At 71.4% G+C, this 15,509-nt stretch carries 15 protein-coding genes; 7 read left to right on the forward strand and 8 right to left on the reverse strand.

Annotated features, from left to right (window positions below; translation table 11 throughout):
* Window positions 1-17: 17 nt before the first annotated feature.
* Genes HUG12_RS11695 through HUG12_RS11705 form a run of 3 tightly spaced genes read left to right on the forward strand, consistent with a single transcriptional unit; the run spans window position 18 to window position 2,673 of the window.
* Window positions 18-1,115, forward strand: coding sequence for a branched-chain amino acid ABC transporter permease (locus HUG12_RS11695; protein WP_179270632.1), 1,098 nt, complete (start codon window positions 18-20; stop codon window positions 1,113-1,115).
* On the forward strand, window positions 1,115-1,864 hold the full coding sequence (locus HUG12_RS11700; protein WP_179268941.1) for an ABC transporter ATP-binding protein: 750 nt from the start codon (window positions 1,115-1,117) through the stop codon (window positions 1,862-1,864). The genes HUG12_RS11695 and HUG12_RS11700 overlap by 1 nt, the downstream gene beginning before the upstream one ends.
* The gene (locus tag HUG12_RS11705; RefSeq protein WP_179268942.1) at window positions 1,861-2,673 is read left to right on the forward strand and encodes a branched-chain amino acid ABC transporter ATP-binding protein; all 813 of its coding nucleotides are present in this window, start codon (window positions 1,861-1,863) and stop codon (window positions 2,671-2,673) included. Before HUG12_RS11700 ends, HUG12_RS11705 begins: the two co-directional genes overlap by 4 nt.
* Window positions 2,674-2,736: 63 nt before the next feature.
* On the opposite strand, the gene HUG12_RS11710 is transcribed toward HUG12_RS11705, so the two are convergent.
* Window positions 2,737-3,453, reverse strand: coding sequence for a helix-turn-helix domain-containing protein (locus HUG12_RS11710; protein ID WP_179268943.1), 717 nt, complete (start codon window positions 3,451-3,453; stop codon window positions 2,737-2,739).
* A gap of 193 nt (window positions 3,454-3,646) precedes the next feature.
* Here HUG12_RS11710 and HUG12_RS11715 point away from each other — a divergent pair, with 193 nt between their 5' ends.
* Complete coding sequence (locus HUG12_RS11715; RefSeq protein ID WP_179268944.1) at window positions 3,647-4,516, forward strand: SDR family oxidoreductase; 870 nt, start codon at window positions 3,647-3,649, stop codon at window positions 4,514-4,516.
* A gap of 92 nt (window positions 4,517-4,608) precedes the next feature.
* On the opposite strand, the gene HUG12_RS11720 is transcribed toward HUG12_RS11715, so the two are convergent.
* The 7 genes from HUG12_RS11720 to HUG12_RS11750 form a co-directional block, all read right to left on the reverse strand.
* Complete coding sequence (locus HUG12_RS11720) at window positions 4,609-5,349, reverse strand: AMP-binding protein (RefSeq protein WP_179268945.1); 741 nt, start codon at window positions 5,347-5,349, stop codon at window positions 4,609-4,611.
* A gap of 314 nt (window positions 5,350-5,663) precedes the next feature.
* On the reverse strand, window positions 5,664-6,146 hold the full coding sequence (locus HUG12_RS11725) for a peroxiredoxin family protein (protein WP_179268946.1): 483 nt from the start codon (window positions 6,144-6,146) through the stop codon (window positions 5,664-5,666).
* 234 nt (window positions 6,147-6,380) lie between these two features.
* Entirely contained in the window at window positions 6,381-7,547 is a 1,167-nt protein-coding gene (gene dnaJ, locus HUG12_RS11730; RefSeq protein WP_179268947.1) for a molecular chaperone DnaJ, read from the reverse strand.
* Window positions 7,548-7,858: 311 nt separating this feature from the next.
* A complete protein-coding gene (dnaK, locus tag HUG12_RS11735; RefSeq protein ID WP_179268948.1) occupies window positions 7,859-9,781 on the reverse strand; it encodes a molecular chaperone DnaK in 1,923 nt (640 codons plus the stop codon).
* Between the two features lie 275 nt (window positions 9,782-10,056).
* Window positions 10,057-10,698 carry a nucleotide exchange factor GrpE gene (locus HUG12_RS11740; RefSeq protein ID WP_179268949.1) on the reverse strand — a complete coding sequence of 214 codons (642 nt, stop codon included), beginning with the start codon at window positions 10,696-10,698 and terminating at the stop codon, window positions 10,057-10,059.
* 125 nt (window positions 10,699-10,823) lie between these two features.
* Window positions 10,824-12,251: an MATE family efflux transporter gene (locus tag HUG12_RS11745; RefSeq protein WP_179268950.1), complete on the reverse strand. Its 1,428-nt coding sequence runs from the start codon at window positions 12,249-12,251 to the stop codon at window positions 10,824-10,826.
* A 139-nt stretch (window positions 12,252-12,390) separates the two neighbouring features.
* Window positions 12,391-13,155 carry a proteasome assembly chaperone family protein gene (locus HUG12_RS11750; protein WP_179268951.1) on the reverse strand — a complete coding sequence of 255 codons (765 nt, stop codon included), beginning with the start codon at window positions 13,153-13,155 and terminating at the stop codon, window positions 12,391-12,393.
* Window positions 13,156-13,313: 158 nt separating this feature from the next.
* Here HUG12_RS11750 and HUG12_RS11755 point away from each other — a divergent pair, with 158 nt between their 5' ends.
* The 3 genes from HUG12_RS11755 to HUG12_RS11765 all read left to right on the forward strand — a co-directional run bounded on the left by HUG12_RS11755 (window position 13,314) and on the right by HUG12_RS11765 (window position 15,485).
* The gene (locus tag HUG12_RS11755) at window positions 13,314-14,243 is read left to right on the forward strand and encodes an RsmB/NOP family class I SAM-dependent RNA methyltransferase (RefSeq protein WP_179268952.1); all 930 of its coding nucleotides are present in this window, start codon (window positions 13,314-13,316) and stop codon (window positions 14,241-14,243) included.
* Window positions 14,243-14,776, forward strand: coding sequence for a DUF7122 family protein (locus tag HUG12_RS11760; RefSeq protein ID WP_179268953.1), 534 nt, complete (start codon window positions 14,243-14,245; stop codon window positions 14,774-14,776). The genes HUG12_RS11755 and HUG12_RS11760 overlap by 1 nt, the downstream gene beginning before the upstream one ends.
* Before the next feature lie 145 nt (window positions 14,777-14,921).
* The gene (locus tag HUG12_RS11765) at window positions 14,922-15,485 is read left to right on the forward strand and encodes a DUF2243 domain-containing protein (RefSeq protein WP_179268954.1); all 564 of its coding nucleotides are present in this window, start codon (window positions 14,922-14,924) and stop codon (window positions 15,483-15,485) included.
* The last annotated feature ends 24 nt before the right edge of the window (window positions 15,486-15,509 follow it).

A 15,509-nucleotide genomic window follows, 5' to 3' on the forward strand; every position in this document is an offset into this window, starting at 1 on the left:
TGCGCGTCACACGGGGGATGGAGCTACCGCCCCGCCGGGCCGCGCTGGGGCTCCTTGGGCTCCTCCTGCTGGTCGCCGTCCCGGACCTCGCGAAGCTCTCGCCGGGACTCCAGCTCCGGGTCGTCCACGAGGGCGTGCTGTTCGGGCTGGCGGCGGTCGGGCTGAACCTCCTGTTGCGGCACACGCGGCTCGTCTCGTTCGGTCACGCGGCGTTCTTCGGGACCGGGGCCTACACGGCCGCGGTGCTGGCGAGCCACTTCGACGTGACGAGCATGCTGGTCCTGCTGGCGGCGGCGACGCTGTTCGGGACGCTGATGGCCGGCGTCGTCGGCTACCTCTCGCTCCGGCACACCGGGCTGTACTTCTCGCTCCTGACGCTCGCGTTCGGGCAGTTGCTGTACGCGGTCGTCATCGGGAGGGGCTACTTCGGCTCCAGCGACGGGCTGGCGGTGCGACCAGGGGAGGCGAACCAGGCGCTGCTGTTCGGCGTCGAGTTCGGCTCCGAGGTGTACAGCGTCGTCGTCTACTACCTGACGGTGCTCGTCGTGCTGCTCTCGCTGCTGGTGATGTGGCGGGTGGCCAACTCCCCGTTCGGCGACGCGCTGGACGCCATCGGGCAGAACCGGACCCGGGCGCGGTTCATCGGGATCCCCGTCCGGAGGTACGTGCTCGCCGCGTTCGTCGTCTCGGGCATCTACGGCGGGGTCGCCGGCGGGATGTACGGGCTCGTCCAGCAGCACGTCCGCCCGGAGCCGACGCTGTACTTCCTCCGCTCGGGCGACATCCTGTTCATGGCCATCCTGGGCGGCTTTCGGACGCTCGTCGGCCCGCTCGTCGGCGGCATCGTCCTGGTGTTCCTGCAGGACGTCGGCCGCGACGTGACGAACTACTTCGACGCGCTGACCGGGATCGTGCTCGTCGCGCTCGTGTACGGGTTCCCGCGCGGCATCGTCGGCTCGCTGAAGGCCGGGAGCCCGTTCCGCCGGCGGCTCGCGAGCCTCCGGGCGGACCCGTCGGTCGCCGGCGCGTGGCTCCGCGGCGCGTGGAACGCCGTCGTCGACGCCGCGGCCCGCGCGGGCGAGAACCTGCGGATCATCATCTTCGGGGTGAACTGATGCTCGAAGCACGCAACCTCACCAAACGGTTCGGCGAACTGGTCGCGACCGACGACGTCACCGTGGAGTTCGGCCGCGAGGACGGCGAGACGACGTTCATCGTCGGCCCCAACGGCGCGGGGAAGACGACGCTGGTCAACCTCCTGACGGGGCTGCTCGAGCCGGATTCGGGCAGCATCGTCCTCGACGGCACCGACATCGGCGGGCTGACCCCGGACGAGCGCGTCCACGAGGGGCTCGTCCGCAGCTTCCAGGTCGTCCACGTGTTCGAGGAGATGAGCGTCCGCGAGAACCTCCGGACCGCCGTGCTCTCGAAGCGGGGGCTGACCCGCAGCGCGTTCAGCTTCAGCGACGAGCACGAGGGCGTCGAGGCGACCGTCGACGGCCTCCTCGACCGGTTCCGGCTCGACGGCCGCGGGCGCGTCGTCGCGGAGACGCTCCCGCACGGCGACCGGAAACTGCTCGACGTCGCGATGGCGTTCGGGCTCGACCCCGAGTACCTGCTGCTCGACGAACCGACGGCGGGCGTCTCCGCCGAGGAGACCGAACACGTCATCGAGACGATCGTCGACGTGAGCAGGGCCCGGGCCGTCACGACCGTCGCCATCGAGCACGACATGGACATCGTGACCGAGTACGCCGACCGCGTGCTCGCGCTCCACCAGGGGGGCGTCCTCGGGCAGGGCGGGCCGTCCATCCTGAAGACCGACGACCGGCTTCGCCGGGTCCTGCTGGGGGTGGACGAATGACCGACGCCGGCGCGGGCGAGGGCGTTCCCGGGGGCGGCGCCGACGAAGCCGAACCCGGGACCGGGACGGACGGAACCGCCGCCCCCCTCCTCGCCGTCAGGGGGCTGGACGCCGCCGTCGAGGGGTTCCAGGTCACCGAGGGCGTCTCCCTGACCGTCGACCGCGGCGAGGCGGTCGGGCTTGTCGGCCGGAACGGGGCGGGGAAGACGACGACGTTCCGCGGGATCATGGGGCTCGCCGAGGTGCTCGGCGGATCGGTCGAGTTCCGGGGCGAGGAGCTCACGGCCCTCCGGCCGGAACTCGTCCCGAAGCGGGGAATCGGCTACCAGCCCGAGGACCGGAAGCTGTTCTCCGGGATGTCGGTCGACGAGAACTTCCGGCTGCCGATCTGGTCCGCGGGCGACGCCCGCGGCATCGACGACGAGGACGCGGTCGTCGAGGGCGTCTACGACCTGCTCGACGAACTCGACGACCGTCGCGACGCGAACGTCGAGAACCTGAGCGGCGGGCAGGCGAAGATGGTCGCGATCGGCCGGGCGCTCGCGCTCGACCCGGACCTGCTCGTCCTCGACGAGCCGCTCGAGGGGCTCGCGCCCATCGTCGTCGAGAAGCTGAAGGGGTACATCGAGGACATCAACGACCGGGGCATCGCGGTGCTGATCGCGGAGTCGAACGTCACGCACGTCCCCGAGATCGTCGACCGCCTCGCGGTCATCGAGCGCGGGGAGATCGTCGCCCGCGGCGACCCGGAGGCGGTCGTCGACGACGATGAACTCACGAAGCTGATGCAGGGGAGCGGCCGGGAGTGAGCGGCGGGAACGCGGGCATTCCCCGACCCCGGCCGTGAACCGTCCCCTGCGACGCGCCGCGGGTCAGCCGCGATCGTCCGCGTCGAGCTCCTCCATCGCCTCCATCACCCGCCCGAGGAGCTTCCGCTCGCCCCTGCGGAGGTTCTTCGAGACGGCCATCTTGGAGACGCCGAACTCCTCCGCGAGCGTGGAGAGCGTCGCGTCCCGCGGGGTCGTGAAGTACCCCCCGGTGACGGCCTTCCGCAGGGTGTCTCGCTCGACCGCCGACAGTTCGCGGCAGCCGTCGAGCAGGGTCGTCGCGGCGTCGACGTTCCGCATCAGGTCCGAGTACTCCTCGAGGTCCATCGAGTCGCGCGACTCGACGGTGAAGTCGTTGTTCCGGGAGAGCGCCGAGAGGGCGCCGTCGGCGACGCTCCGGCGGTCGAAGCCGACGTGCCAGGTCTCGCTGCCGTCCGCGATTTCGAACGGCCCGGTGATGTAGCCGTCCCGGTCGCGGATCACCCGCATCGCGTCCGTCTGGCCGATGCGCGAGCGGATCAACGCCACGTCGCCCTCCCGCCGGATGAGTTCGTACCCCCGCATGTTGTCGTGCTCCTGGAGGGTCGCGAGCCCGTTGTCGAGCGCGCCGCCGTCGTCCCCGCGGACCATGATGCGGGTCTCCAGCAACTCCCTCGCCGGGTTGAAATCCCACTGCTTCGCGGAGAAGGACACGTCGTTCTCGACGGTCGTGTCGATGTACGGACAGTCGTACTGGACCATGTCCATCTGCAGTGATATCATTCACCACACCTCGGGTGGAGTCTCGACCACCGCGGGTTAAAGATACCCCTCGTGGCGGGTTCGGCGACGGCGCGTCGGGGTCGGTGGCTCGACGGCCTCGACGTCGACGACCCGACTGAACGGCGACACGTTCCGGCGGACGGTGTACATATCAACCTCCGGCTTTTGGGGGGCGGGCGGCGAGGTTCGACGCATGGCAGAGTCCGACACGCGGGACAGGCTCGAGGCGCGGCCGGTGACCGACGAGACGGTGCTGACCGTCGACGACGACCGCTTCACCCCCGGATCGGTCTGTCTCGTGACCGGCGGGGGCTCGGGCATCGGACGGGCGACGGCGCTCGCGATGGCGGCCAACGGCCTGACCGCCGTGGCGACCGACGTCGACGGGGACGGACTCGCCGGGACGGCCGACCTGGCGGCGTCGCTCGAGGGGGACGGCCGCGTGGAGACTGTCGCCGGCGACCTGACCGACGACGCGGACGTCGAGCGGGTCGTCGAGACGGCCGCCGACCACGGGACGCTCCGGTACCTCGCCAACGTCGCCGGCATGCAGCACATCGACGCCGTCGAGGAGTTCCCGATGGACCGGTACGACCGGATGCACGACGTGATGCTCCGGGCGCCGCTGTACCTCGCGAAGCTCACGATCCCGCACGTTCGGGCGACCGAGGACGGCGTCGGCGCCGTCGGCAACATGGCGTCGGTCCACGGCCGCTACGTCACCGCCGACAAGGTCGGCTACAACGTCTCGAAGTTCGGGCTCCGGGGGTTGACCCAGTCGATCGCGGCGGAGGGCGGCGACGGCCTCCGCTCGTTCTCGGTCAGCACCGGCTACGTGAAGACGCCGCTCGTCACCGACCAGATCCCCGACACGGCCGAACAGCGGGGCATCACGGTCGACGAGGTCGTCGACGACGTCATGCTCGGCCAGTCGCGCGTGAAGGAGATGATGGACCCGGTCGACGTCGCCAACCTGTTCGTGTTCGGCTTCTCCTCGCACGCCCGCCACCTGAACGGGGGCGACCTGCTGTTCGACGGGGGGATGACGCTCACCTACGAGTGAAGCGGCGCCCCCGACCGGGACGTCACCCGATAGGCGGGCCACGATCCTCATCGTCGACGCCGCGTACCGGTCGCGTTCACGACCGGGGCGCCTCAGAGGCGGACGTCGGTCAGGTCCAGCGTCCCATCCCCGGTCCCCGCGTCGCCGTCCGTGACCGCGACCGTCCCCGCACCGTCCTCCCCGCCGCTGGGGAGCCGAATCGCCCCGCCGACGAGAAGCGGCGCCAGCACGCCGGCGGCGACGGCCCGCGGGTCGGACAGCGGCGCGCGCGGAGTCACCGACGACTCCCCGTCGAGGTCGAGCGAGTCGACGACGCCGGACGCGACCTCCAGCAGGTCCCGATGGGGGAACGTCTCCCCCTCGGCGACCAGAACGGCATCGGTCGGGTCGTACTCGGTCGGCGGGAACGCCGGGTTCTCGCTCCACACCTCCGCCTCCCAGTGGGTGGTCGTGGGGCGGTCGGGTTCGCCGCCGAACGCGAGGAGTCGCGAACCGGGCGGGAGCGCGAGCCCCGCCTCGCGGTCGACGTGCACGAGCACCGCGCGGGCGTCCGTCCCGTCGTCGACACGGAACCCGGCCGTCGCGCCGAGCAGCGCCGCCCCGAGGAACGTCAGAACCGGCTCGGGGGCCCGACGCGGTTCGATCGCGACGCGGTCGCCGCGCCGCACGCCCAGGTGACTCAGCACGTTCCCGACCTTGTACGCGGTCGTACAGAGGTCGTGGTAGCTGTAGGTCCGGTCCGACTCGCTCGCGTGGAGCGCGGGGGCGCCGTCCCGGCGGTCGCGCGCGAGGAGGTCCGGGACGTCGGTCGCGTCGGACGCGGGGTCGGGCATGCTACCCGCTTTGCCGTCGGCCACCAAGAGTGGCGCGGGACCGACCCGGCCGACGTCGGCGAAAAGATCGCTTCAGTTACATCTCATGCCCGCGTCGACGCGGGCGTGACTGCCGAACCCGAGACCATCCGGTCGCCGGGGGCATCGCGTGGGTCCACGGCGCCGCCGTGACGTGGGCGCCGTCGCTCGCCTACTTCGCAATCGTCCTCGTCGACGGCTTCCCCGTCGTCGTGGGGTCGGCTCCCTCGTTCCGTCCCGGCCGGTAGCTCGGCTGCTCCACGGACGTGTCCAGGGGTCGGGGACCGGTCGGGCGCTTACTCCCCGAACGGGTCCTCGTACCCGTTCCGGATGAAGTACCTGACCCAGTTGCCGTACGTCCTGTCGGCGGGGCGGTCGGCGACCTGCTCGTACCGGACCGTGCCGTCCTCGTCGACGACGTACGTCGCGGCGATGCCCGTGACCCCGTGGCTCGTCTCCTCGGTACCGCTGTATCGCTCGGCCACGTCGCCCTCCGGGTCGGCGAGCAGCTGGAAGTCGAGGTCGAACCGGTCGCGCATCTCCCGGAGCTTCGGAACGGCGTCGGTAACGACGGGGAGGACGTCGACGCCGTCGTTGAACCAGAGGTCGTACGCGACCTCGTCGAACGTCCCCAGCTGTTCGGCACAGAAGCTACACCAGTGGCCCCGATTGACGAGCGCCACCGTCGGCCCGTCCTCAAGGGTCTCCGAGAGGGTGACCGATCCGCCGGCCGTACTCTCGAGCGTGAACCCCGGCGCCGACTCGCCTTCGAGTGTCATCGTCGGAACCTCGACGGCGACGGGAAAAGCGATTGGGCAGTTTCGTGCGAGCACCGCACTCCCGGCAGGCCCCCGGACGGATCCTCGGGACGCCGGGCGGGACCGACCGGGATCCGTCCGGCGTCCTCGAGACCGCCCGATTCGGCCGGTCAGTACGGGACGAACGCGAGAAGTACGCCGGACGAGCGGTCGCGAGTTCGAGGGACGCCGGGATCGGACGGGGGTCCCGGACGGTCAGAACGAGTTCCTGATCTTCTCGAAGAACCCCTCGCTCACGTCGATCTCCTCGCCGCCGGCCTCCGCGAACGCCCGCAGGGCCTCCCGCTGCTCGTCGTTCAGGTCCTCGGGGGTCACGACCTGCACCTGGACGTAGAGGTCGCCGTTGCCGCGCCCCCGAAGGCGGGGCATCCCCTTCCCGCGCAGGCGGAACGTCTCGCCCGACTGGGTGCCCGCGGGTACGTCGAACTCCACGGCGCCGTCGAGCGTCTCCAGTTCGATCGCGTCGCCGAACGTGGCCTGCGGGAACGAGATGGGCTGGGTGAGCTGCAGGTCGGCGCCGTCGCGGTCGAACCGTTCGTCGTCCTCGATCCGGATCTCGATGAGCAGGTCGCCGTCGGGGGCGCCGGGTTCGCCGGGCGCGCCCTCGCGCTCCATCCGGAGGCTCTGTCCCTCGCGGATGCCCGCCGGCACGTCGACGGTGAGGGTGGACTCCTCGCGCACCACGCCGCCGCCGTCACACCGCGGGCAGTCCTCGGAGTACAGTTCGCCCTCGCCCTCACAGCGCGGGCAGGTGCTCGCCTGCTGAACGCGTCCCAGCGGCGTCTGCTGGACGCGGGTCACCTGTCCCTGGCCGTTGCACTCGGGGCAGGTCCGCACGTCGGCGTCGGGCGGGTGTCCCTCGCCGTCGCAGTCGGGACACCGCTGTGGCCGGGTCGCCGTGAACTGCTTGGTGACGCCGTCGTACGCCTCCTGAAGCGTGATGTCGAGGCTCGTCCGCAGGTCCTTCCCGGGCCGCGGGCCGCCGCGACCGCGTCCCCCGCCGCCGCCGAAGAACTCCTCGAAGATGTCGCCGAGGCCGCCGCCCATGCCGCCGCCGCCCATGCCGCCGAAGGGGTTGCCCTGGCCGCCCATCCCCCCGGCGCCGCCCGGGCCGCCGTCGAACCCGCCGCGCTTCTCGGCCTGTTCGAAGCGGTCGTGACCCATCTGGTCGTACGCCTGGCGCTTCTCCTCGTCGGTCAGCACCTCCTTGGCCTTCTTGACCGTCTTGAACCTCTCCTCGGCGTTCGGGTCGTCGCTGACGTCGGGGTGGTACTCGGTCGCCTTCTGGCGGTACGCCTGCTTGATCTCCTCCTCGGAGGCGTCGCGCGAGACCCCCAGAGCCTCGTAGAAGTCCTCGCTCATGGTCGTCTTGTAGGTGGTATGTCCGTCGGGCTATTTGAAACGCGTGACTCGCTATCCGTTTCGGTCGGTAGGTTCGGTCGGTTCGGTGGACGTTTTGGGGGTGCACCCTGAGTCGGTTGGGCCGGATAGCAGACCACTGCTACTTGCCCACTGGGTCCACCAGCCTCCCCAGCCGATTCGCTCCCGTTCGGCGCGCCATGAAGGCGCGCCGGTTCGCTCATCCCTCGCGCGCGTTGCTCGCGCGCGCCACCGCACCGGCTGTCGTAACTGTAGTCGAGTCGGCGGAGACGGGGAGAAGTCGGCGGTCGGGGCTACTCGTCGTCGTCCTCGTCGTCCACGTCCTCGAAGTCGGCGTCGACGTACTCGTCGTCGTCGCCGCCGTCACCAGCCGCACCGCCGGGACCGGCCTGGCCGCCCATGCCGCCCATCCCGCCCGGACCGGCGCCCTCGGGGCCGCCCGCGCCGCCGGGGCCGGCCTGGGCCTGCTGGGCCTGCTGGTACATCTGCTTGCCGATCTCCTGGAGCTCCGTCGAGAGCGACTCGGTCGCGTCGCGGAGCTCCTCGGTCTCGGCGTCCTCGTCGGCGAGGACCTCCTCGACGTCCTCGATGGCCGCCTCGATGCCGTCACGGAGGTCGTCGTCCACCTGCTCCTCGTTCTCCTCGAGGAGGGTGTTCGCGCGCTGGACCGCGCTCTCGGCCTCGTTCCGGGCCTCGATGTGCTCGCGGCGGGCCTCGTCCTCCTCGGCGTGCTCCTCGGCCTCCTCCTGCATCCGCTCGATCTGTTCGTCCGAGAGGCCGGCGCCGCCCTCGATGGTGATCGACTCGGCGTTGCCGGAGCCCTGGTCCTCGGCCTCGACGTTGACGATGCCGTTCTCGTCGATGTTGAACGACACCTCGATCTGGGGCGTGCCGGCCGGCGCGGGCGGGATGCCCGACAGCTGGAACTCGCCGAGCAGCTCGTTCTCCTCGGCGATCTCGCGCTCGCCCTGGAACACGCGCACCTGGACGGACGTCTGGTTCGCGGCCGCCGTGGTGAACACCTTCGACTCCTCGGTCGGGATGGTGGTGTTCTTGTCGATGAGCCGCTCGAACAGCCCGCCCTTCACCTCGATGCCGAGCGAGAGCGGCGTCACGTCGAGCAGCACGAGGTCGTCGACGTCGCCCGAGAGCACGCCGCCCTGGATGGCCGCGCCGAGCGCGACCGCCTCGTCGGGGTTGACGTTCTTCTTCGGCTCCTGGCCGACCAGCTCCTCGACCTGATCCTGGACCTGCGGCATCCGGGTCGACCCGCCGACGAGGATCACCTCGTCGATGTCGTCGGCGTCGTAGCCCGCGTCCGAGAGCGCCTGCTCGGTCGGGCCGACGGTCCGCTCGACGAGGTCGGACGTGAGCGACTCGAACGTCGCGCGCGTCAGCTCGGTCTCGAGGTGGACCGGGCCGGAGTCGGTCGCCGTGATGAACGGCAGGTTGATGCTGGTCTGCTTGCGCGAGGAGAGCTCGATCTTCGCCTCCTCGGCGGCGTCCTTCAGCCGCTGGAGCGCCTGCCGGTCCTCGCGCAGGTCGATGCCGTGCTCGTTCCCGAACTCCTCGGCGAGGTGGTCGATGACCGCCTCGTCCCAGTCGTCGCCGCCGAGGTCGTTGTCGCCGTTCGTCGCGACGACCTCGTAGACGCCGCCGCCGAGATCGAGCACGGAGACGTCGAAGGTGCCGCCCCCGAGGTCGTACACGAGCACGGTCTGGTCGGAATCGTCGTCGAGCCCGTACGCCATCGACGCCGCGGTCGGCTCGTTGACGATGCGCTCGACCTCGAAGCCGGCGATCTCGCCGGCGTCCTTCGTCGCCTGGCGCTGCTTGTCGTTGAAGTAGGCTGGCACCGTGATGACCGCCTTCTCCACGTCGTCGCCGAGGTACTCCTCGGCGTCGCGCTTGATCTTCTGGAGGATCATCGCCGAGAGCTGCTCGGGCGTGTACTCCTCCCCGTCGATCTCGACGGCGTAGTCCTCCTCGCCCATGTGCCGCTTGATGGACTGGACGGTGCGGTCGGGGTTCTGGACCGCCTGGTTCTTCGCCGGTTTGCCGACGAGGCGCTCGCCGTCGTCGGAGAACGCAACGACTGACGGCGTGGTTCGGTCGCCTTCGGCGTTCACGATTATCTCGGGGTCGCCCCCCTCCATCACCGCGAACGCGGAGTTCGTCGTTCCGAGGTCGACCCCCAGAATCTTGTCACTCGCCATCTTGCATCCACCTACGAGGCCCGATTCCGTTAAAGGTTACTAGATACGGCGTCACACGCGAATTCTACACGTCGGCGCCCTCTCCCGGTTTTCGCCACTGCCTCCCGTCGGAGGTGACAACGCTTATCACGAACCGCGATTCAAGCCGGAACGCTCCGCCGGGCACGCGGCGGTCGACCCGATGGAACCGCGAGGTGGATGGCCATCCACCCCGCGCCGCCAATTCCCGCACGTCGTCGACTCACTCGTCGCCGGCGTTCCCTCGTCGTCGCCTCTCACTCGTCGCCGTCGCTGACGGTGACCTGCGCGGCCTCTATTACCTTGCCCGCCATCTCGTAGCCCGGCTTGTACACCTCCGCGACCGTCCCGTCCGGCCGGTCGCTGTCGACTCGCATCATCACCTCGTGGCGCTCGGGGTCGACGTCCTCACCCGGTTCGGGCGCGATGACCTCGACGTTCTCCTCCGCGAGCACCCGGTCGAACGTCTCCAGCGTCGACTCGACGCCCGGCCGGATGTCGGCGTCCTCGTCCTGGTCGAGCGCGCGCACGAGGTTGTCGCGCACCTCGGTGAGCCGCGACACGAGGTCCTCGGTCGCCCGCTCCCTCTGCTGCTCTTGCCGCTTCTTCGCCCGCTTCTTGTAGTTCTGGAAGTCGGCCTTCGTCCTGGCGAGGTTCGACTCCAGTTCGTCGGCCCGTTCCTCGGCCTCCTCGGCGCGCGCTTCCGCCTCGTCGGCCCGGTCGGCCGCGTCCGCCGCCCGTTCCTCGAGGGCGGCGACCCGGTCGGCGAGATTCTCGTCGTGCTCTGCGACCTCGTCGGCGAGGGTCGGCTCCCCCGGTTCCGCGTCCGAACCCGCCGACTCGTCCCCGGTCTCGACCGTCTCCGGTTCCTCCTGCTCGGTCCCGGCGTCGTCGCTCATACCCGTGGGGAGTCGGCCGTCGGGGATAAGGGTTGTAGAATCCGTCCGGGTCGCCGGGGCGTCCGGCGGCGTCCGTCACCGACGTCGCGGGCGTCGGCGCCCCCCATCGCCCGGCGTCGGGTCGCTCACCCGGGTTCCGAGGCGGGGCGATACGCCCGGCTGATTCCCTTCCACCGGTTCGTCCGGAACCGCCGCAGGTTGAGCACCCCGGGGACGAGCGTCTCGAGCAGGAGCGCGAGGTAGAGGCCGACGACCCCGAGCGGCGTGGCCGTCGCGAGCAGCGCGACCGGGAGCGCGAACGCGTACCGGCCGATCAGCGAGGCGAGGAAGGGCCAGCGGGTGTCGCCCGCCCCGCGGAGCACCCCCGTCGCGGAGCCGTCGACGCCGAGCGCGACCGCGCTCACCGCCGCCACGCGGACGAACGTCGCCGCGGCGCCGACCGCCTCCGGGCCGCCGACGAAGACGCCCGCGATCGGCGTCGCGAACGCGACGACGAGCGCGACGACGACGAGGTAGACGACCGCGGACAGGCGGACGATCGCCGCGCCGTACGCCTCGGCCTCCCGCTCCTCGCCGGCGCCGAGCCGCTGGCCGACGAGCGTGCTCGCGGCGATCGAGAACCCCCAGCTGAAGCAGTTGACGAGCGCCCGTACCCGGCGACCGACCTCGATGGCCGCGACGACGACGGGGCCGAACGACGAGGCGATCCACAGGAGCGGGAACACGAGCAGCCCCTCGGCGGCCCGCCGCCCCATGAGCGGCGTCGACACCTCGATCAGCTGCCGGACCAGCACGCCGTCGAACCGGGGTCCCTCGCGGACGAGCGGGACCGGACTGGCCCCGAGTCGGGGGAGCCCGTACTCGCGCCCGAGCATTCCCCAGGCGAGCAGGCACAACACGACGCCGGTCGAGACGGTGGTCCCGATGGCCGCGCCGGCGACGCCGAGCCCCGCGCCGAAGATGAGCGCCGCGCTGAGCACGACGTTGAGGAGGGCCCCGCCGGCGCGCATGGCCATCGGCGTGAACGTGTCCCCGACGCCGGCGTACGTCCGGCTCGCGATCAGGTTCAGGAACTCGAACAGGACGCCGGGCGCGACGAACGCGAGGTACGTGCTTCCGTAGCGGACCGCGTCCGGGTCCGAGCCCAGGAGCCCGACGAGCGGCGTCGCGAACAGCCAGTAGCCGGCGACGATGGGGATCGAGAGCACGAGCGCCAGCCAGACGCTCTGCTCGACCACGAGCGACGCGCGGTCCCCCTCCCCGCCCCCGTAGTTCTGGGAGACGAGGCTCACCGTGCCGCCGGCGAGCCCGATGCCGACGAACTTGGCGACCTGCCAGTACGCGCCGGCGTACGCCAGCCCGGCGACGGCGGTCGCCCCGACCGCCAGCCCCACGAGCGCGAGGTCGACCGCCTGCTTCGACATGATGGCGAAGCCGGTGAGCACCCGGGGCCAGGCCAGCGCGACCGTCTCGTCGAGCCGCTCGGCGTCGATGACGCCGAACCGTTCCAGCACCCCCGCGATCGCGTCGAGGGGGCGCGCGAACCCTCCCATCACGGTCGGGGAGCCACGGGGAGGGCTTCGGTCCGCCGTCTCACGCGACCGGCGGCGGGTACGACGGGGTGCCGTTCCGCCGGTGCACCGCCCGCCCGTTCGGCCGTCGGGTGGCCGGAACCCGGGCGCGGCCTCGCGGTCACTGGTACATCCGGAGTCGCTGGGCCTGCGAGGAGTTCTCGTCCTCCTCCCGGACCTGCCGGGCGAGCCGCTCCTTCGCGCGCTGGATGCGACCGGCGTGCTCCTCGAGGTCGTCGGTCGGCACGTCGACGCCCGTGATGGGGGCGACGCCCTCCTCCAGCACGGCCCTGGCGGCCAGGGGGTCCGGGAACTGGGGGTCGCAGTCGGCAACGAGGCCGACGGCGGTGAGGTTCGTCGCCAGCGCGTGGTTCAACAGCGCCCCCGTGGGGCCCGAGACGATGCCGGCGTCGTCGGGTTCGGGGACCTCCGTCCGGTCCAGGATCGCCGCCCCGCTCCCCGACGCGATGCCGAAGACCTTCCGCTGCTTCTCGTCCGCCTCCCCGGCCGTCCCCTCCACGGGCCGTTCCCGCGTCAGCCCCGCGACGTACACCGGGACGACCGACTCCTCGCGGAACCAGTCGGCGATGCACTCCGCGAACTCCGTCGCCGCCCGCGGCGGGACGGGAACGTCGGACTGGAGCACCAGCAGGTCCCGTCCCTGGTCGGCGTACAGGCGGACGGGCGTCCGGATCCCCCTGTCGTCCGGGCCGAACGCGGCCGACCTCGGGAGCGACTCGCAGTGGACGTCCGCGTAGTGAGTCATCCCGAACGCCTCGACGAGGTGGTCCGCGGCGATCTTCCCCACGAGGCCGACGCCCGGGAGCCCCTCCACGAGCACCGGGTCGGCGAGTGCGACGTCGGTTCGTACGTCGATCCGTGCCATGTCGTGACCCACGCGTGAGGCGACCGTAAATATGCGCCACGTGCGGTCGGCCGCGACCGCCGCCTCGACCCCGCGCCCGTTCGCCGACCGTCGGTCGACGGCCGCCCCACGGCCGCCGTGTCGAAACCGACAAACGGTCCCCCGTCGAACCCCGGGCCATGAACCCGCTCGACCGTTACGCGCCCCTCGTCGGGGACGAGGCGGCGTTCCGGGCCGCCTGCGAGCGGCCGCTCCCCTCGGTCGTCCGGACGAACTCCATCCGGGCCGACCCGGCCCGCGTCGCCAGGGCGTTCGACGAGGAGGGGACCGGCTACGAGCGCGCGGACTGGCACGACGGGGTCTTCCGCCTCGAGGGGCGTTCCCCGGGGACGACGTGGCCGTACACCCACGGCTGGGTCCACGGGCAGGAGGAGGTCTCCGCGCTCCCCGCGCTCGCGCTCGACCCGCGACCGGGGGAGCGGGTGCTCGACACCTGCGCGGCGCCGGGGAGCAAGACGAGCCAGCTCGCCGGGCTGATGGAGGACCGCGGCACCCTGGTCGGCAACGACACGAACCTCGGGCGCATCTCGGCGCTCCGGCACAACGCCGAACGCCTCGGCGTGACGAACCTCGTCGTCGACCACCAGGACGCGCGCAACTACTCGTTGAACGGCTTCGACTTCGACGAGTTCGACCGGGTGCTCGTGGACGCGCCCTGCTCGTGTGAGGGCACCGTCCGCAAGAACCCGGACGCGCTGGACGCGTGGACGCTCGATCACGTCCGCCGGGTCGCGGGGATCCAGAAGGGCATCCTGCGGCGCGCCGTGCAGGCGACGAGACCCGGCGGAGCGGTCATCTACTCCACCTGCACCTTCGCCCCGGAGGAGAACGAGGCCGTCCTGGACCACGTGCTCGCCGAGGAGGACTGCGAGGTCCTCGAGTGGGACTCCCCGCTGGAGTCGGCGCCGGGCGTCACCGAGTGGGAGGACGAGACGTACGACCCGCAGGTGCGGCGGGCGACCCGGGTGTACCCCCACCTGAACGACACGGGCGGGTTCTTCCTGGCGAAGCTCCGCGTGGGCGGCGGCGGGGAGGGGGTGGCGGGCTGATGGCCCCCGACGGAAACGACGGCCAGCGGTTCGACCGCCTCCCAGCCACCGCCGCCGAGCGCGAGGTCGAGGGCCGCGCGACGCGCGCGGAGGTGCTCGACTGGTGGGAGGAGCGGTTCGACATCCCGCCGGGAACGTTCGACGGCTACACCTTCTGGGAGAAGGGAGCCGGCAAGCTCTGGGCGTTCGCGGCCGACCTCCCGACCCCCCAGGCGCGCGAGGGCGTCGGCATCACCTTCCTCAGGACGAGACAGGAGCACTGGAAGCCGACGACGACGGCGGCGATGCGCTGGGGCCGGCTGGCGACGCGGAACGTGATCGAACTCCCGCCCGGCGAGGCCCGGGCGTTCGCGGCCGGCCACGACCAGGACCTTCCCGACTGGGACGGCGACTGGGGCTACCTGATCGCGACCCACGACATCGCGGGCGGGCGGGAACCGATCGGCGTCGGACTGTACCTCTACGACGAACTCCGCTCCGTGGTTCCGAAGGGGTACCAGGAGGAGTTGCCGGAGCGCCACCGCCGTCGGTAGCGCGACGGTCGGGCGCGAGCGCCGCCTCGTCCGTTCGATCCGTGACTCCGGGCCGACGGGATCGCCCGTACAGGAAGCCGCGTGTGGGACGCCCCGTGGCTACTGCCGGCACTACGCTTTTCCGCGATTTCACCGTGGTTCCAGTATGGACGACCCCGAGGGGACGTGGCTGGGGCTACGGCGACGCGCGAAACCGCTCGTCCAGGCCGGGGTCCTTCTCGGTCTGGGGCTGGGCGGGTTCTTCGACGGGATCGTCCTCCACCAGATCCTCCAGTGGCACCACATGGTTTCGTCCCACCCGGACCCGACCGTCGCGGGCGACCTCGAACTGAACGTGATGGCCGACGGCCTCTTCCACGCCGTGACGTACGTCCTCACGGTCCTGGGGGTCGGATTCCTCTGGCGGGCGTGGCGACGGCCGGCCGTCCCCGCGTCGGGTCGCACGCTGTTCGGGTCGACGATTATCGGGTGGGGCCTCTTCAACCTGATCGAAGGGATCGTGGACCACCACCTCCTCGGCATCCACCACGTGTGGCCGGCCGGCCCCGGCCCGGTGATCCTCTGGGACGTCGCGTTTCTGGCGTGGGGCGCGCTGTTCGTCGCCGGCGGATACGCCGTCGTTCGGGGCGACGACGCCGCCTCCCCGACGAGGGGGGCCGACCGAGAGGAAGCCGGCCGTGAGGAACCCGAACGGGAGGAAGTCGACTGAGATCCGGGGCGCGTGCGGGCGGAC

The sequence above is a fragment of the Halorarum salinum genome (genome assembly GCF_013402875.1).
Lineage (GTDB): Archaea > Halobacteriota > Halobacteria > Halobacteriales > Haloferacaceae > Halorarum > Halorarum salinum.